17 protein-coding genes are annotated in these 18,279 nt (G+C 40.9%); 13 read left to right on the plus strand and 4 right to left on the minus strand.

The genetic code is table 11. From position 1 onward, the window contains the following. Positions 1 to 4: 4 nt before the first annotated feature. From QMN06_RS04335 to QMN06_RS04345, 3 genes are read right to left on the minus strand one after another with little or no spacing between them, the layout of a single operon-like run. Entirely contained in the window at positions 5 to 376 is a 372-nt protein-coding gene (locus QMN06_RS04335) for a 4-amino-4-deoxy-L-arabinose transferase (RefSeq protein ID WP_281971311.1), read from the minus strand. A 3-nt stretch (positions 377 to 379) separates the two neighbouring features. Then, entirely contained in the window at positions 380 to 2,044 is a 1,665-nt protein-coding gene (locus QMN06_RS04340; RefSeq protein WP_281971312.1) for a glycosyltransferase family 39 protein, read from the minus strand. A gap of 56 nt (positions 2,045 to 2,100) precedes the next feature. Then, entirely contained in the window at positions 2,101 to 2,475 is a 375-nt protein-coding gene (locus QMN06_RS04345; protein ID WP_281971313.1) for an Mth938-like domain-containing protein, read from the minus strand. A 74-nt stretch (positions 2,476 to 2,549) separates the two neighbouring features. On the opposite strand from QMN06_RS04345, the gene QMN06_RS04350 reads away from it, so the two are divergent. From QMN06_RS04350 to QMN06_RS04380, 7 genes are read left to right on the plus strand one after another with little or no spacing between them, the layout of a single operon-like run. Next, positions 2,550 to 3,800, plus strand: coding sequence for a pyridoxal phosphate-dependent aminotransferase (locus QMN06_RS04350; protein WP_281971314.1), 1,251 nt, complete (start codon positions 2,550 to 2,552; stop codon positions 3,798 to 3,800). A 36-nt stretch (positions 3,801 to 3,836) separates the two neighbouring features. Continuing rightward, positions 3,837 to 5,147 (plus strand): homoserine dehydrogenase, encoded by a 1,311-nt coding sequence (locus QMN06_RS04355; RefSeq protein WP_281971315.1) that lies wholly within the window; start codon positions 3,837 to 3,839, stop codon positions 5,145 to 5,147. Positions 5,148 to 5,154: 7 nt separating this feature from the next. Beyond that, positions 5,155 to 6,597 (plus strand): threonine synthase, encoded by a 1,443-nt coding sequence (thrC, locus tag QMN06_RS04360; RefSeq protein ID WP_281971317.1) that lies wholly within the window; start codon positions 5,155 to 5,157, stop codon positions 6,595 to 6,597. Between the two features lie 2 nt (positions 6,598 to 6,599). Next, on the plus strand, positions 6,600 to 7,835 hold the full coding sequence (gene glp, locus QMN06_RS04365) for a gephyrin-like molybdotransferase Glp (protein WP_281971721.1): 1,236 nt from the start codon (positions 6,600 to 6,602) through the stop codon (positions 7,833 to 7,835). Positions 7,836 to 7,838: 3 nt separating this feature from the next. Beyond that, positions 7,839 to 8,096, plus strand: coding sequence for a molybdopterin converting factor subunit 1 (gene moaD / locus QMN06_RS04370; RefSeq protein ID WP_281971318.1), 258 nt, complete (start codon positions 7,839 to 7,841; stop codon positions 8,094 to 8,096). Continuing rightward, a complete protein-coding gene (gene moaE / locus QMN06_RS04375) occupies positions 8,097 to 8,549 on the plus strand; it encodes a molybdopterin synthase catalytic subunit MoaE (RefSeq protein ID WP_281971319.1) in 453 nt (150 codons plus the stop codon). After that, positions 8,549 to 9,271 carry a hypothetical protein gene (locus QMN06_RS04380; protein ID WP_281971320.1) on the plus strand — a complete coding sequence of 241 codons (723 nt, stop codon included), beginning with the start codon at positions 8,549 to 8,551 and terminating at the stop codon, positions 9,269 to 9,271. The genes moaE and QMN06_RS04380 overlap by 1 nt, the downstream gene beginning before the upstream one ends. A 6-nt stretch (positions 9,272 to 9,277) precedes the next feature. On the opposite strand, the gene QMN06_RS04385 is transcribed toward QMN06_RS04380, so the two are convergent. Further along, entirely contained in the window at positions 9,278 to 9,544 is a 267-nt protein-coding gene (locus tag QMN06_RS04385; RefSeq protein ID WP_281971321.1) for a GIY-YIG nuclease family protein, read from the minus strand. 86 nt (positions 9,545 to 9,630) lie between these two features. Here QMN06_RS04385 and clpB point away from each other — a divergent pair, with 86 nt between their 5' ends. The 6 genes from clpB to QMN06_RS04415 all read left to right on the plus strand — a co-directional run bounded on the left by clpB (position 9,631) and on the right by QMN06_RS04415 (position 18,277). After that, positions 9,631 to 12,219, plus strand: a complete 2,589-nt coding sequence (gene clpB, locus QMN06_RS04390) for an ATP-dependent chaperone ClpB (RefSeq protein ID WP_281971322.1) — start codon at positions 9,631 to 9,633, stop codon at positions 12,217 to 12,219. Positions 12,220 to 12,234: 15 nt separating this feature from the next. Next, positions 12,235 to 13,440: an MFS transporter gene (locus QMN06_RS04395; RefSeq protein ID WP_281971323.1), complete on the plus strand. Its 1,206-nt coding sequence runs from the start codon at positions 12,235 to 12,237 to the stop codon at positions 13,438 to 13,440. Positions 13,441 to 13,715: 275 nt separating this feature from the next. Continuing rightward, positions 13,716 to 15,014 carry an isocitrate lyase gene (gene aceA, locus QMN06_RS04400; protein ID WP_281971324.1) on the plus strand — a complete coding sequence of 433 codons (1,299 nt, stop codon included), beginning with the start codon at positions 13,716 to 13,718 and terminating at the stop codon, positions 15,012 to 15,014. Positions 15,015 to 15,146: 132 nt separating this feature from the next. Next, positions 15,147 to 16,610, plus strand: a complete 1,464-nt coding sequence (locus QMN06_RS04405; protein ID WP_281971325.1) for a DUF1800 family protein — start codon at positions 15,147 to 15,149, stop codon at positions 16,608 to 16,610. A 9-nt stretch (positions 16,611 to 16,619) separates the two neighbouring features. Next, positions 16,620 to 17,801, plus strand: a complete 1,182-nt coding sequence (locus QMN06_RS04410) for a DUF1501 domain-containing protein (RefSeq protein WP_281971326.1) — start codon at positions 16,620 to 16,622, stop codon at positions 17,799 to 17,801. 32 nt (positions 17,802 to 17,833) lie between these two features. After that, entirely contained in the window at positions 17,834 to 18,277 is a 444-nt protein-coding gene (locus QMN06_RS04415; protein ID WP_281971327.1) for an HIT family protein, read from the plus strand. The last annotated feature ends 2 nt before the right edge of the window (positions 18,278 to 18,279 follow it).

Here is an 18,279-nt window from a genome sequence, read left to right on the forward strand (position 1 = left end):
GATCTTAAGAGCGTGCCAAAATATAAACACCAAGAAGAATAATGCCAATTGCGATCAGTCTTTGAGGCGTCAAAGCTTCACCAAAAAGAAAATAAGCGGCTACAGCATTGACGACATAGCCTAAGGATAAAAGCGGATAGGCGATGGAAACATCCACTCGAGATAGGCCAGCAATCCAAGTAATGACAGATAAGCCGTAAAGACATAAGCCAGCAATAATGGGTAGATTGGTTGCCAGATGGCCAAGAGTCGGGATGAGGGTGCTAGGCGCAAGAGAAACTTCCCCTAAACGAAGTGTCCCGGCTTTAAGGAGCAATTGTGCGCATGCATTCAGTAAAATACCGGCAAATAGATAAGAAAACGTAGTTAGATTCATCAATTATTTCGCAGTTGGTTTACTTATTATGATGCGTAAAGGATCTTCTGCAACAACTTCCATGGGCAATTTTTTTTGAAGAAGCTCCTGATATAGATGAGGGGTCATCAATGCGAACTCCTTTTTGTAGGGATTGGCTAGCCAAAGTGCCATCCATTCTTCTATGGTGGGAATCCATTTTTTAGGTTCCTGAGAAATTCCAAAAGCTAGTTCATCTTTAAACTCAACCATGATTAATGGATGCTCCAAATAAAATGGAACTGTATGGTCCAGCATTCTGACGCCATACAACGGATCACTCTGTTGTATATATGGTTTAGCTTTTTGCGCAAGATCATAGCCTGACAATAAACGCCCGACTGTCTCATGTCCTGTCCCAGCCGTTAAGGCAACCACGATCATCGTACTGGAAAAAATCAAGACACTTTTAATTGCATGTTGGCGATATATCCAAGCCAAGAAACAACCCAATATACCAATCAAAAGTGCTCCGCCAATCAATTTTGCATAAGAGGCATAACCTTGCCCTTCATAGACCTCGCCCATTGCAGCAATTTTTGGTACGAAAAAAAGCCCAATCAAAAATAGAAGGCCAAATATGATCAGTTGTGTAACCCAGAGCTTGAGGCCGAGAGAATTTAACCGCTGTTTAATTTCTAGAAGTAGCCAAATCGAATAACCGATCAACATCGCCAATGCAGGAATGACCGGAAAAATATAACCAGTAAGCTTTGAGTTGGATAAGCTAAAAAATACAGTAATACAGATTACCCAAGTCAAGCATAACCAAAGTGGTTTAAATGCGCTTGAGTTATCTTGTCGGCCATTAAGGCCAAAAAAAAGGGCTCGTGGAAGATGCAGTAACCAGGGTATAACGCCAACTAATATCAGTGGAATAAAAAAATACCAAGGAGCGCTTCTTTGATGTTCATTGGTTGTGAAGCGCTCAAAATGTTCATGAATAAAGAAAAAATCAAGAAAGCTGGAGTGTTGTTGAGTAATTAATACAAACCAAGGTGTAGTGATAACAAAGAAAAGCAAAATACCCCAAAGCCAATGAAGCCTTTTCCAAGAGTGCCAATCTTTACCCGTGATAGAGTAAACCACGAGTACTAAACCAGGTAGAACGACACCAATTAGTCCTTTGGATAAAACTGATAGAGCCATCATGGCCCAACACGTCAGCATCCAAAGCTGTTCTGTGCGTGAGTCTTCTGTGGCATGAAGAGCAAGGATCAGTGTACATAAAGCAGCTGACATAAAAAATGCAATTCCCATATCGAGAGAATTAAAGTGACCACCAATAATCCAAAGGGGGCAAGATGCTAGTACTAAAGCCGTGATCGTGCCGGCTCGAATACCCCATAATCGATATCCGGTATAACCAACTAAAAGAATGGTAAAGAGTGACGTAAGTCCAGTCCAAAGACGTGCTTGCCATTCACCCAGTCCAAAAAGTTGAAAAGTGAAGGCAGTTGCCCACATTTGCAATGGGGGTTTTTCAAAGTATAAATAACCGTTATAGCGCGGCACGATCCAATTGCCACTAAGGAGCATTTCTCGGGCAATTTCCGCATAACGACCCTCATCCGACGGAATCAGATGACGCCAACCTAAAGACCCTAACCAGACAATTGCTAATAATGAAATCCAAATGAGATGACTCATACCCCAATTTTTATTCGAAAAGAAAGATGCGCTTTTTTTGAAGTTTTGAATGATCATTACTTTTCGATTAAAAATGCGCCCAAAACGAGGCGTCCTTCACTCATGAGGATGTTATAGGTCCTACAAGCTGCCTGAGTATCCATTGTTTCAAAACCAATTTTTGCTTGAATGAGGTCTTGGAGGATGGTTGGATGTAAAAAACGTAAACGTTTACCGCTACCAAAGATAACCAGTGCGGGTTTTTTCTCCAGGATCAGATGAAAGTCTGGTTGTTCAAGCTGTGCAAAATAATTCACATTCCAGGGAAGTACTTCCCCCTCGGGCATTACAATAATTGAGTTTTCAAAGCGTTGCTCATTGATTTCTATATATTCGGCATCATAGCGAGTAACAGTATTGAGTGACTGTTTTGGGTCTGGTTGTAGTTTCACGGCGTAGGCTCTGTCATAATATAGTCATTATAGCTAGCGTTAATGAAGCTGGAAATCTTAAAACTTAAATTATTGTGAAAACTTTTTTAAAATCTGACAAATTAAACAATGTCTGTTACGACATTCGTGGACCTGTTTTGGAACTTGCCTCACGTATGGAAGAAGAGGGGCAGAAAATTATTAAGCTCAACATTGGTAATGTTGGGGTATTTGGTTTTGACCCTCCCGAAGAAATCCAACAAGACATGATTCGGAATTTGGTTAATTCTGCGGCTTACTCTGATTCCAAAGGAATCTTTACTGCCAGAAAAGCCATCATGCATTATTCCCAAGAAAAAAATATCAAAGGGGTCACATTAGATGATATTTATACAGGTAATGGTGTATCCGAATTAATTGTTTTAGCAATGAATGCACTACTAAATAGTGGTGATGAGGTTTTGGTGCCTGCTCCAGATTATCCATTGTGGACAGCTGCAGTGAGTTTGTCTAGTGGAACACCCGTACATTATTTGTGTGACGAAGATCATAATTGGGCGCCCAATATTGACGATATGAGAGCAAAGATTACCGCAAATACCAAGGGTATTGTCGTAATTAATCCCAATAATCCCACGGGAGCTATTTACAGTGATCAATCTTTAAAAGCGATCGTTGCGCTAGCTGAAGAATTTGGCTTGATCATTTTTGCAGATGAAATTTACGATAAGACATTGTATGAAGGTAAAACCCATACCTCGATTGCATCATTATCAGAAGATGTATTGATGATTACATTTAATGGCTTATCAAAGAATTATCGTTCTTGTGGTTATCGCGCCGGTTGGATGATTGTGTCTGGCAATAAAGAACCTGCTAAGGACTATATTGATGGCCTCAATATGTTATCTTCGATGCGATTGTGTTCGAATGTTCCTGGTCAATGGGCAATTCAGACAGCGCTGGGTGGATATCAAAGTATTGATGAACTGGTTGCCGAAGGTGGTCGTTTACGACGTCAACGCGATCTTGCTTATGATTTAATAACACAAATTCCTGGTGTGACATGTGTAAAGCCTGATGCGGCATTATATTTGTTCCCTAAATTAGATCCGCAGATGTACCCAATTAAAAATGATCAAGAATTTATTGCTGAATTTTTAAAGGAAGAGAAAGTTCTTTTAGTTCAAGGATCTGGCTTTAATTGGCCTCATCCAGACCACTTTCGCTTAGTATTTTTACCGAATGAAGATGTCTTACGAGAAGCCATAGCGCGTCTAGCTAAATTTTTGGCTCGTTACCGTGTGCGGATGGGTACCAACTCCCTTAAAATAGCGGTTAAGTAATTTTTCAAATATGTTGTATCTCTTATGGTTAATGAAATGAAACCTTTACAAGTTGGTTTATTAGGTGCTGGCACGGTTGGTGGTGGTGTATTTTCTGTTTTGCAACGCAATCATACGGAAATTGAGCGTCGTGCTGGAAGAGATATTCAGATCAAAATAGTAGCTGATATTAATACAGCACGTGCCGAAGAGATTGTGCAGGGTCGTGCACAAATCGTTAACGATGCTTATCAGGTGATTCAAAACCCTGAAATTGATGTTGTGATTGAATTGATTGGTGGTTATGGCATCGCTAAAGAATTAGTCATGGCAGCTATTGTGCATGGTAAGCACGTGGTGACGGCGAACAAAGCCTTGATTGCAGTGCATGGCAATGAAATATTCGCAGCAGCGAAAGAAAAAGGTGTGATTGTTGCTTTTGAAGCTGCAGTTGCAGGCGGTATCCCCATTATTAAAGCCTTAAGAGAAGGTTTAACTGCCAACCGAATCGAATGGATTGCTGGCATTATTAATGGCACGACTAACTTTATTCTTTCAGAAATGAGAGATAAAGGATCTTCCTTTGATGATGTCCTCAAAGAAGCGCAACGTCTTGGTTATGCTGAGGCCGATCCCACATTTGATATTGAAGGCATTGATGCAGCTCATAAAGCATCGATTATGAGTGCGATTGCTTTTGGTGTTCCTGTTCAATTTGATAAAGCTTATATTGAGGGCATTACTCAATTAGAGCCGATTGATATTCAATATGCGGAGCAATTAGGTTATCGGATCAAGTTATTGGGCATTACCAAAAAAACATCGCATGGCATCGAGTTACGTGTTCATCCAACCTTGATTCCAGCTAAAAGACTGATTGCCAGTGTCGAAGGAGCTATGAATGCCGTTCAGGTTCATGGAGATGCGGTTGGGACAACCCTTTATTACGGTAAAGGGGCTGGGTCTGAAGCAACAGCATCAGCGGTGATTGCAGATTTAGTTGATGTAGTCCGTTATGAATCGGTAAAGCCTAGTAAACGTGTCCCGTATTTAGCATTCCAAGAAGATAAGGTCATGCCTACAGTTGTGATGCCGATTGGCGAAATCACGACAAGTTATTATTTGCGTTTAAAAGTGTCTGATGAAAAAGGCGTCTTGGCAAATATTACGAAGATACTGGCTGATAATAATATTTCGATTGATGCCTTATTGCAAAAAGAAGCAGCGCAGGGCGAAAGTCAAACTGACCTTGTCATACTGACGCATCAAACTCAAGAAAAATGTATGTTGCAAGCCATTGGTTCGATCGAACAACTAGTTACTGTTAAAGGTTCGGTTACTAAAATCAGATTAGAAGAGTTAAGCTAGGATATTCATGAAATATGTATCAACACGAGGAGGGGCTGAACAACTTTCCTTTTTAGAAATTTTGTTGGCGGGTTTAGCTCCAGATGGCGGCTTATATATGCCGGCATCTTATCCGCAGATATCCTCGGCGACTTTGGACTCTTGGCGCAAACTCAGTTATGCCGATCTTGCTTTTGAGGTACTGAGATTATTCTCGGATGACATTCCTGAGGAAGACTTACGTCAGATTGTGCGCAAGACCTATACCTCAAAGGTTTACTGTAATGGTCGTGCGGATGATGATGCAACTCAAATTACACCAGTTCATTGGTTCGGTGAAGAAGCAGGAACGCAAATTGGTTTATTGAGTTTATCCAATGGCCCAACCTTAGCCTTTAAAGATATGGCTATGCAATTACTTGGTAATCTTTTTGAATATGCTCTAGCGAAAGAGGGGCGAGAATTAAATATTTTAGGCGCTACCTCTGGAGATACTGGAAGTGCTGCTGAATATGCGATGCGTGGCAAAAAAGGCATTCGTGTATTTATGCTTTCTCCAGCTGGAAAAATGAGTGCATTTCAATGTGCCCAAATGTATTCTTTGCAAGACCCCAATATTTTTAATATTGCTATTCAAGGCGTTTTTGATGATGCTCAAGATATTGTTAAAGCAGTCAGTAACGACTTGGAGTTCAAATCCAAATATAAGATTGGTACGGTGAATTCTATTAATTGGGCTAGGGTTGTTGCCCAAGTGGTGTACTATTTTGCGGGATATTTAAGAGCTACTTCTTCTAGTTCAGAGAAGGTATCGTTTTGTGTCCCTTCAGGAAATTTTGGGAATGTGTGTGCTGGTCATATTGCTCGAATGATGGGACTACCAATCCATCAATTAGTTGTTGCGACCAATGAAAATGATGTGCTCGATGAGTTTTTTAAAACAGGACATTACCGAGCCAGAAAATCTGCTGAAACCTTTCATACATCAAGTCCATCTATGGATATCTCTAAGGCGAGTAATTTTGAAAGATTTGTATTTGATTGGTTAGAGCGAGATGGTTCTTTAGTTAAAGATCTTTTTGCTCAAGTGGAACAACATGGTGGATTTGATTACTCACAACATCCAGCTCGTGAGCGGATCCAACAATTTGGTTTTGTGTCAGGTAGAAGTACCCATACCAATCGTATCGAAACCATTCAACAAGTATCACGAAAATATGGTGTTGTCATTGATACGCACACTGCTGATGGTGTTCAGGTTGCAAGAAATTATTTACAACCAGGCATCAAAATGTTGGTTTTAGAGACCGCTCTACCTGTGAAGTTTTCTGAAACCATTGAGACTGCCTTAGGCTATTTACCAGATCGACCAGATGCATTTGTTGGTATCGAAGACTTACCGCAACGCATATTCACCTTGTCACCGCAAGTCAACTTGATTAAAGAATTTATTATTGAGAATACTCAATGAGTATGAAAACTGCAGCTCAGGCATTGGAAATATTGCTCTCGCAGGCAAAGGTTGTCCAACATTCCCAAACAGTTGTTTTACAAGAGGCTTTGGGTAGAGTTTTAGCAAAAGATGTGATGAGCACGGTGAATGTTCCGCCGATGGACAATACCCAAATGGATGGTTACGTTTTACGCGCCGAGGACATTACAGAGTCAGGTACCATCCTACCAGTGACTCAACGGATACCTGCGGGTCATCTTGGAAAGACCCTAGAGCCGAATACTGCGGCAAGAATATTTACTGGGGCGACTATTCCTTTGGGGGCAACAGCAGTAGTGATGCAAGAAGATTGCGAAGTGCTAGGTTCTCCTGATGCATCAGGAATTAATTATCAGATCAAAGTGAATCACGTACCAAAAGTTGGTGAGTGGATTCGTGAAAAGGGTGAAGATATTCGTGAAAACACGGTTATTTTGCAAGCAGGAACATTTCTTCGTCCGCAAGAATTAGGCGTTGCAGCATCGTCTGGTATGACTCATTTGGAAGTCAAGGAGCGAGTAAAAGTAGCTTTATTTTTTACCGGCGATGAGCTTACATTACCTGGTCAGCCCTTAAAGCCTGGTGGTATCTATAATTCAAATCGAGATACCCTCATTGCTTGTGTAAAAGCATTGGGCTGTGACTATACAGATTTTGGTATTGTTCCAGACACATTAGAAGCAACCAGAAAAACGTTACGAGCCGCTGCTGTAGATCATGATTTAATTGTGACATCCGGTGGCGTATCGGTTGGTGAAGAAGATCATATTAAACCTGCTGTTCAGGCAGAAGGTGAATTGGATATGTGGCAAATTGCCATTAAGCCAGGAAAGCCTTTAGCTTTTGGCACCATCAAACGAAATCAGACAGAGCCAGCCTGGTTTATGGGGTTGCCCGGTAATCCCGTATCTAGCTTTGTTACTTTCCTTTTATTTGTGAAGCCTTTTATTCGAGCACTCCAAGGATCGCAAGTCAAGGATGAACCGCGTTATGAATTAGAGGCTGATTTTGATTGGATTAAGCCTGATAAAAGAAATGAATTTTTACGGGTAAGAATTAATTCTCATGGAAAATTAGAGTTATATTCGAATCAAAGTTCAGGCGTTTTAACAAGTGCTGTATGGGCAGATGGCCTAGCGGATGTGCCTGCAGGACAACCTATTCGTAAAGGTGATAAGGTGCGATATATTCCCTTTTCACAACTCTTAGGGCATTAAGTCATGAAAATCTCTATACGTTTTTTTGCCTCTCTCAAAGAAGTCTTAAAAACTGATTGTCTAGAAGAAGATCTACCCAATCACATTATTACTATGGGTGATTTAAGAGTGTATTTGTCCAAAAAAGATGCTCTATGGGCTGAAGCACTTGCACCACATAAGAACATTCGAGCCGCGCAAAATTTAGAAATGGTTTTGATGGAAGAACCCATTCAAGAAGGTGCAGAAATTGCTTTTTTTCCGCCAGTAACTGGAGGTTAAATGAAAATCGTTATTCAGACAGAAGACTTTGATGTTTCTACTGAATTAGAACTGCTTCGTCATGGACTGCCTGGTATTGGAGGGATTAACCTTTTTGTTGGAACAGTTCGTGACTCCCATCTAGGCGATGAGGTAGCGGCGATGGAGCTCGAGCATTATCCTGGTATGACTGAAAAATCCCTACAAGATATTGTCGATCAAGCGAAAAGTCGTTGGGATGTTTTGAATTCAACGATTATTCATCGTGTAGGTAAACTTTATCCTACTGATCAAATTGTATTAGTTGCGGTTGCGAGTACACACCGGAGTGATGCTTATGCTGCTTGTGAATTTATAATGGATTTTTTAAAAACATCAGCCCCTTTTTGGAAAAAAGAGTACACACCCGATGGTGCTAGGTGGGTTGATGCTAGAATTAGTGATGAAGAACGCTTAATGAAATGGAGAAAATAATGAAAGAATCAAGAAGAGCTTTTGTTATTGGGGGACTAACCTTGCCGTTAAGCCTGCCCTTTGTTGGCTGTGCTATTCAATCATTGCCACCAATAAAGACAACCCCAACACTCCAACCCACTCCATTAAATCTTCGTGAGGCTAGGGTAGGTCAGTCTTGGAAATATTTAAAGATCAATCAATTTAATTCTGACCCAATTGAATTAATTGAAGATCAAATTAGTGCTATTGAAAACGGGCAGATCATAATTTCCCGTAAAGGTCAGAAAAGCCAGAACTTAGGAAATGAAGTTCAGTCGCCTTATGGCAAGCTATTGTCGGATTCGGATTGGGATGCAAGTCAGACCTATCAGTCTGCAGTGCCTATTTATCTTAACCTGAATCAAATCAATTTATCTGACACCGTCAGGACAAACTATCAAGTTGGAAATTCTTCTTATCGATTGCCAATTGCAATAACCATTCGTCAATTAGGATGGGAAAGTATTACGATTTCTAGCGGCACTTTTACTGCAATGAAAATTGAGAAACTGATTCGGTTTCAGCATAACGATTCATCAAGGTTAGATTCAACGCGTACTGATCGATATTGGTATTCTCCAGAAATTGGTCGCTGGGTAGTGCGTGAAACTAGTGGAACATACTTCATTATGGCGGGATCTAGAAGGAATGACATGAAAGAAGATTTTCTTAGATATGAATTGCAATCTTGGTCTAAATAATTTTAATCAGGACTTAAAAAACTGCCTTTTTTTTAATCGAGGTAATTTCTTCACTTGATATTCAAGTCGCAATGCTTCTGATTGACTTGCGACTGTTTTGAATTCCAATAAAGTAACTGGTGTTCTGCCACGAGTATATTTTGCTCCAAGGCCAGCATTGTGACTGGCCAATCTTTTTTCTAAATCATTTGTAATACCTGTATACAAACTACCGTCGATACACTTTAATAGGTATATCACCCAAGATTTATCTAATGTGTTCGCATTTTTCATGAATCTATTTTAGTCGGGCTCTTGAAAAGTTCAGGTTTGGACGTATCTATAGGGTATGAATAAATTCTTAATGAATGGAGAATCCTGTGAGAATTGAAAAACTAACTACTAAGTTTCAAGAAGCCTTGGCTGAAGGTCAAAGCATGGCAGTCAGTGCTGACAATCAATTTATTGAGCCAGAACATGTGTTGTTGGCTCTTTTAAATGACAAAGAGGGATCTGCCCGAAGTTTATTAACCAGGGCAGGTGTCAATACTTCTGCGTTAGAAAAAAGTATTGAGACCATCGCGCAAAAATTACCTCAGGTTGAAGGCTCGGGTGATGTTCAGGTTGGTCGAAGTCTAGGTGCTTGGTTAAACCTAACAGAAAAAGAGGCCAATAAGCGTGGGGATCAGTTTGTTGCTGTTGAATTATTTTTATTAGTGTTGGCGGATGATAAAGGTGATTTAGGAAAGGCTGCTAAAGCAGCAGGATTGTCCCGTAAAAGTTTAGAAGCGACCATTGATGCAGTCCGAGGAGGGCAGTCTGTGAATAGTAATGATGCAGAAAGTCAACGTGAAGCGCTGAAAAAATATACAGTCGATTTAACGGAACGTGCACGTATGGGTAAACTCGACCCTGTGATTGGGCGTGATGATGAGATTCGTCGCGTTATTCAAATTTTAATGCGTCGCACTAAAAATAATCCAGTGTTGATTGGTGAGCCTGGTGTAGGAAAAACAGCTATCGTTGAAGGACTTGCGCAGCGGATAGTAAATGGTGAAGTTCCGGAGTCACTAAAGAATAAACGTGTGCTAGTTTTAGACATGGCTTTACTCTTAGCTGGCGCAAAATTTCGTGGTGAGTTTGAGGAGCGTTTAAAAGCTGTTTTATCTGATATAGCTAAAGATGAAGGTCAAACAATTGTTTTCATCGATGAAATTCACACCATGGTTGGTGCTGGCAAAACAGAAGGATCGATGGATGCCGGCAATATGCTAAAGCCAGCTCTCGCTCGAGGGGAGTTACATTGTATTGGTGCAACAACTTTAGATGAGTACCGTAAGTATATTGAAAAAGATGCAGCTCTTGAGCGACGCTTTCAAAAGGTACTTGTAGATGAGCCCAGTGTTGAGGCAACCATTGCGATTCTTCGTGGCTTACAAGAACGTTATGAGTTACATCATGGCGTAGAAATTACTGATCCAGCGATTGTGGCTGCGGCAGAGCTTTCTCATCGATATATTACCGATCGTTTTTTACCGGACAAAGCCATTGATTTAATTGATGAGGCTGCCTCAAGAATTAAGATGGAAATTGATTCAAAGCCTGAAGTGATGGATAAGTTAGAGCGTCGCATTATTCAATTAAAAATTGAACGAGAGGCGGTGAAAAAAGAAAAAGATGAAGCTTCTATTAAGCGTTTTGACTTGATTGAAGAGGAAATTAGCCGCCTAGGAAAAGAGTTGGCAGATCTTGAAGAAATTTGGAAGTCAGAAAAAGGTGCTGCGCAGGGTACGGCACACATTAAAGAAGAAATTGATCGAGTAAGAGCAGATATTGTTAAGTTACAACGAGAGGGTAAGCTCGATAAAGTAGCGGAGTTGCAGTATGGAAAATTACCCGAGTTGGAGGGTAAGTTAAAGAGTGCTGCCACAGCTGAAGAAGTTCCTGGAGTGAAGAAAAATAAACTCTTAAGAACCCAAGTGGGGGCTGAAGAAATTGCGGAAGTCGTTTCTCGTGCCACCGGGATACCTGTTTCGAAAATGATGCAGGGTGAAAGAGATAAGTTACTTAGCATGGAAGAAAAGTTGCACGATCGGGTGGTGGGTCAAGATGATGCAATAGCCGCCGTCGCCAATGCCATTCGGAGATCGAGGGCAGGTTTATCTGATGAAGGGAGACCTTATGGTTCCTTCTTATTTTTAGGTCCTACAGGCGTTGGTAAAACAGAATTATGCAAAGCTTTAGCCTCTTTTTTGTTTGATAGCGATGAGCATATGATTCGGATTGACATGAGTGAGTTCATGGAAAAACATAGTGTGTCAAGACTCATAGGAGCCCCTCCAGGATATGTGGGGTATGAAGAGGGTGGGTATTTAACTGAGCTTGTTAGGCGTAAACCATACAGTGTGATTTTGCTAGATGAAATTGAGAAGGCTCATCCAGATGTATTTAATGTCTTGTTGCAAGTACTAGATGATGGTCGCATGACGGATGGTCAAGGTCGAACTGTCGATTTTAAAAACACAGTGATCGTCATGACCAGTAATCTCGGTTCACCTATTATTCAGGCGATGGTGGGTCAGCCTCAAGAAGATATTCATGATGCGGTATGGAATGAAGTAAAAGATCATTTTCGTCCAGAGTTCTTAAATCGCATTGATGAAGTGGTTGTTTTCCACGCATTGGATAAAGCCCAAATTACATCCATTGCAAAGATTCAGTTACAGCGCTTAATTGAACGTTTAGCGAAGATGGATATGCAGCTCTATGTGAGTGATGCTGCTTTATTAAAAATTGCGGATGCAGGGTTTGATCCAGTATTTGGAGCAAGACCATTGAAGCGAGCGATTCAGCAATCGATTGAAAATCCGATTTCGAAATTGATTTTGGAGGGTAAATTTGGTCCTAAAGACTTAATTCCGGTTGATGTTGAAAATAATGAGTTCGTTTTCACCAGAAAAGTCCATTAATCGTAAAATAGGGGGATGAATTCAAATAAAAAAGATGTGGAGATTATTAGTTTAATTGGCTTAGCCCATAGTATTTCTCATTTTTTTCATTTAATCATTGCCCCTTTATTTCCCTGGATTAAAGAAGAGTTTGGCCTAACGTATGCCGAGTTAGGATTATTGATGACCACTTTCTATGTGGTTTCCTCAGTCGTACAGTCTACAAGTGGGCTCCTAGTTGATCGTTACGGAGCTCGTCCTCTATTGTTCATTGGGATTTTTTTCCTGATGATCAGCGCTTTTATACTTGGGTTATCACAAACATACACCATGTTGCTCATCGGGGTGTCTATTGCCGGCATTGGTAATGGAGTTTTTCACCCGGTGGATTACACCATGATCAATCATCTTGTAAAACAGAAGAACTTAGCCCACGCATATTCGGTTCATGGTGTCACGGGATATCTTGGCTGGGCTGCCGCACCTTTATTTTTATTGAGTTTGACTGCTTTGTTTGATAGTTGGCGCGTCGCACAGTTTGGCGCTGGAATACTTGCGGGTGTTGTTTTGCTTATTTTGCTATACCGACGTAAACAACTAGAAGATGATGTGGTTGAAGAAAACCAACTAGAAGAAAATGCACCGATTGCGACCTTAGCAATTTTTAAATTGCCCAGCATGTGGATGAGTTGGTTATTTTTTTACTTAACCTCATTTGGCTTTGCTGGAATTCAGAGCTTTTCATCTAGCGCTTTGGTGGATATTTACCAAATTCCAATTAGTTTGACGGCATCCTCCTATACCTTATTCATGATTTGTAGTGCTCTAGGCTTAATTGCAGGTGGTTTTGTGGCAACTAAAATATCTGATCCTGACCGAGTGATTACAACCGCATTCCTGATTTCTGGGGTGATGGCAATTGTGACAGGGATGGGAATATTCCCTGGGTGGACGGTTCCAGTTTTATTCGCCCTCATGGGGTTTGGTGGTGGCATGGCAGGACCTGCGCGAGATCTGATGGTGCGGGCTGGAACACCCAAAGGAGCTTCTGGTCGCATTTTTGGCCTAGTTTATTCGGGTATAGATTTTGGGGCTGCTTCAGGCCCAGTCTTGTTTGGGCTCTTTATGGACTGGAAAAGTCCTGAGATTATTTTTTACTCCATTGCAGTGTTGCAACTATTTGCTGTATTAGTGGCTCACCTCTTAAATCAGCATAATAAAAATAAATTAGCCGTTATTTAAGTCAAATCCTCAATTAATTTCACATTGTGAAATGCATTTCCTATCAGTAAAAATACCTACTTCAATAAGTTAATAAAATATCTTAAATAATGAATTTTCATTTCATAATTTGAAATGTAATGTATAAATCATTGATTTTTAATAATTAAAAATATTAAATAAAGATGGTCTTTGCGCTTGTGTTGCAGAGCAAAAATTCTTACAGTCTTATATAAGACTTTTACATATTTACTTTTTATGAATCACCGTTTTGTAATACATTTTTGGAGAATGAAATGAAGACACGTCAAGAAGCTGCAGCAGAAATTCAGAAAGATTGGGATACCAACCCGCGTTGGAAAGGTATTCAACGTAACTACACTGCGGATGATGTTGTCCGTTTGAGAGGTTCTTTACATGTTGAGCATACTTTAGCTCGTCATGGTGCAGAAAAATTATGGAATATGGTCAACAATGAGGCTTATATCAATTGTTTGGGTGCTTTGACAGGTGGGCAAGCAATGCAACAGGTTAAAGCTGGTATCAAAGCAATTTACCTCTCAGGCTGGCAAGTAGCGGCTGATGCTAATAGTGGTGCAGAAATGTATCCTGATCAATCTCTCTACCCAGTTGACTCAGTTCCTAAAGTCGTCGAAAGAATTAACAACACATTTAAACGTGCTGATGAGATTCAGTGGTCAAAAGGTTTAAATCCTGGCGATGCTGGTTACATTGATTACTTTGCACCAATCGTAGCTGATGCTGAAGCTGGTTTTGGTGGCGTTCTCAATGGCTTTGAATTAATGAAGTCGATGATTGAGTCTGGTGCTGCTGGTGTGCACTTTGAAGATCAATTAGCTTCTGTAAAAAAATGCGGTCACATGGGTGGTAAGGTATTAGTGCCAACGACAGAAGCCGTACAAAAATTGAATTCTGCACGTCTTGCTGCTGACGTATTGGGTGTGCCAACTTTGATTCTAGCCAGAACGGATGCTGAAGCAGCTGATTTATTGACTTCTGACTATGATGAAAATGACAAGCCATTTATTACAGGTGAAAGAACTGCTGAAGGCTTCTATAAAACACGTAAAGGTCTTGATCAAGCGATTTCTCGTGGCGTTGCATATGCTGCGTATGCTGATATGGTTTGGTGTGAAACTGGTTCTCCTGATCTTGCATTTGCGCAAAAATTTGCTGAGGCGGTACGTTCGAAGTATCCTGGTAAATTACTCGCTTATAACTGCTCACCTTCCTTTAATTGGAAAAAGAACTTGGATGATGCAACGATTGCAAAATTCCAACGTGAATTAGGTGCAATGGGTTATAAGTATCAATTTATTACATTAGCTGGCATTCATTCTATGTGGTACAACATGTATGACTTGGCTCAAGATTATGCGCAGCGTGGTATGTCTGCATATGTAGAAAAAGTTCAAGAGCCAGAATTCGCGGCACGTGAACGTGGTTACAGTTTCGTTTCACATCAACAAGAAGTAGGAACAGGTTATTTTGATGATGTAACGACTGTGATTCAAGGTGGTACATCTTCTGTAACAGCACTCACTGGTTCTACTGAAGAAGAGCAATTCCACTAATAGTTTTTGTTCATTACCTATGAACGCTAGAAGAGCCCGAGGACATAATCCTCGGGTTTTTTCTTTTGTAAAAATTCGTTCGTCAACGTAAACTGGATGTAGACGTTATAAGTAAAACTTAAGGGAGTTCGAATGACCTATACCTTTGATCCAGAAAACACCTTGTTAAAAATAAAATATAAGGGTGGAAAGTTTCGTAAAGGTGAAGGCGAATATCCAGACGTTGATGAAAAAAGGCCGCTAGGTCTTCTCAAAGCAGATTTGCCAACTTTGTTTCCCTACACTGGCTTTGGCGATTCGATTCCCAATCCTGAAAGAAGTCGTCCTCGCCAAGAAGTTCAAGTTGCTGTTTTGATGCGTGCAATTGCGACTGAGAAGCCATGGGAAGAAGAATGGGTGAGTTTTTGGCGTGATCATTTTTCTATTTATGGCTATGATCAAAACGTCGGAGCATTCACACCGCATTGGGAAGAAGAAGTTATTCGTAAATATTGCTTCACTAATTTTCGAACTATTTTAGAAGCGCAAGCAAGTCATCCTGCCATGCTGTATTACTTGAATAATCGTACTTCAAAAGCCGGAGCAGCGAATGAAAATTTCGCTCGTGAATTATTTGAATTACATACTTTAGGCAAGGGCGCATATTTGAATGCTCTTTACTCAGACTGGAAAAAAGTCCCTGGTGCTCAAGCGGGAAAACCTACAGGATATATCGATCAGGATGTATATGAAGCTGCCAGAGCATTTACTGGTTGGACGGTGGAAGATGGATCTGGATTAGGTGGCAAACAAAATTTACCAAGTTCGGGTAAGTTTATCTATATCGAGTCACGACATGATAATTATCAAAAACGGATTTTAGCTACAGAATTTTCTCCTTATGCAGGAGCCATGGCCGATGGTAGAAAAGTGCTTGATCTCTGTGCTTCCCATCTTGCCACTGCCAAGCATTTATCCGAGAAATTAGTACGGCGCTTTATTTCTGATACTCCGCCTCAAGAACTTATTCAGTCGACTATAAAAGTCTGGATCAATCAGATTAATCATCCAGAGCAACTCAGGCTCGTTTTAAATCATTTAATGAGTGAAGCAAAAAAAATTCCTGTAACAAAAAAACAAAAGGCCATGCGACCCACCCGCTTAGCCGCTAAATTTATCAGAGTAACCAATATTCCTTTTACATTAGGTGAGGGGCAAGTGCTAGGTAATGTGGAAGGTGCTGGCGTACCACCGTATGGTTGGCCTAGTCCTGATGGCCCCCCAGATGGTATGAGTTGGATTTTATCTTCGGCATATATGCGTCAACGGATGACTCTGATTCAGGGGTTGGCAGAAAATTGGTGGGGTACCGGTGAGTGGGATGCCTTTGCTGGAACGAGTTCTGATCGTACTTATCAAGAGTTAATGACTCGCTGGGAAAAAGCACTCTTCGGTGGATTTAGACCAGAGTTAAGTCAAGTTATTTTGAGTGGTCTAAAAATAAATCCAGCGGATATTGTGAAGGACAACAAAAGGGCATGTAAGTTGGTTGGTATGCTAGCATGTGCGCCGAGTTTTCAGACAGAAGTTGTTTTTCCTAATAATGAAAAAGGGTAAGGAGAGATCATGGATCGTCGAACATTTATGAGCGCTACAGGTTTTTCTGTTTTTAGTTTGATGTCGGGGATTAGCCAGTTTTCATTAGCGCAAACCCCATCAAAAATGAAGAGCGTAATCCAAGCCGGCCCATTCATTATTGTCTTTTTACGAGGTGGTGCAGATGGGCTAGGAATATTATCCCCACTTGATGATCCCAACTTCATCGCTGCAAGACCTCCGCAGATGCGTTTTGAGCCAACCATGACCACTGTCAAAAAGGGTGCTATGACTTGGTATTGGCATCCTGCCGCCGCTCCTCTAGCGCAGCTGATGGAGGCTAAACGTTTAGTACCGTGGCATGCTGTTGGCCTGACTAATGAAACACGCTCACATTTTGAAGCGCAAGAAATCATGGAGCGGGGAGTTGATAGTTTACAAATAATTCCTGATACGTATGGCATGATCTCCCGGATTGCTTCGCAAAGCGGAATGAAAAATTCTGAATTTTTATATGCTGGATCGAATAACTTACCTAGAGCAATGCAGGGTAACCTACCAGCAATGGCAGTTAAAGATTTACAAAATGGTGTGCCCTTTCCGGGTGGCGTAGATCAGCTAAAGATTCTTGAGAAATTAGTGATGGCTGATAAAAACCATCCGGCCTCATCTAACATTCAAGTAACTTTAGAGAATCTCAATAAAATTCAGAGTTTCCTCATGGGCAATGAAAAAAGAGTGAAGCCCTATGAATCAGCTGGGCAGACACCTTACCCTAATAATGATCTTGGTATTGGCCTTCGGTCTGTAGCACGTTTGATTCAAGCGAACATTGGATTGCAATATGCTTGGGTTGATCAAGGAGGGTGGGATATGCATGAAGGTGAGCCAGGCAGAATGTCAAATGTTCTTGGGCAACTTAGTCAAGGATTACAAGCCTTTGATCAGGATATGCAAGCGCAAAATAAAAAATATACCCTCGTGGTTTTGACAGAGTTTGGTCGTCGTTTTAGAAGTAATAACAGTAACGGCACTGATCATGGACATGGAGGACTTTCTTTTGTCATGGGGAGTCAGTTACCCAATCCACAAATGATGGGTCATTGGCCTGGTTTAAATGAGGGTGATTTAGACCGAGGGGTCGATTTAGCCGTGACCACACCGTATCAAGAGGTCATTCATCAGGCTTTACAGTGGGGTAGGATAGTTTAAAACTGTTTAACATGACACGGTAAAATAGAGGTATGGAAACTAAAGAATGCCTTTTATGCACAAACGATGGCGGAGATATACTCGCCTCTAACGCCTTACTTCGGATCATCGCTCCAGAAGAACCTGAGTTTCCAGGACTTATCAGGGTGATCTGGAATGCTCATCTTGGTGAGATGACTGATCTACCCTCTCAGCACAGAAGTGCCTTGATGCAAGTGGTGTGTCAAGTTGAGCAATTGGTTCGTGATGTCTTGCATCCGCATAAAGTGAACCTTGCTAGTTTTGGTAATTTTGTGCCACACCTTCACTGGCACATTATTCCTCGTTGGGAGGATGACTCTTATTTCCCTGAATCAATTTGGGGAACCAAGTTACGTGACATCGCAGATGATCTTTTACAAGAGAGACATCAACAAGCACAAGACTTGTATGAAGCGATTCGTAGCTTTGATTTTAAGAGTCAATACAATGCCTAAGC

The organism is Polynucleobacter sp. SHI8 (assembly GCF_027944005.1).
GTDB lineage: Bacteria > Pseudomonadota > Gammaproteobacteria > Burkholderiales > Burkholderiaceae > Polynucleobacter.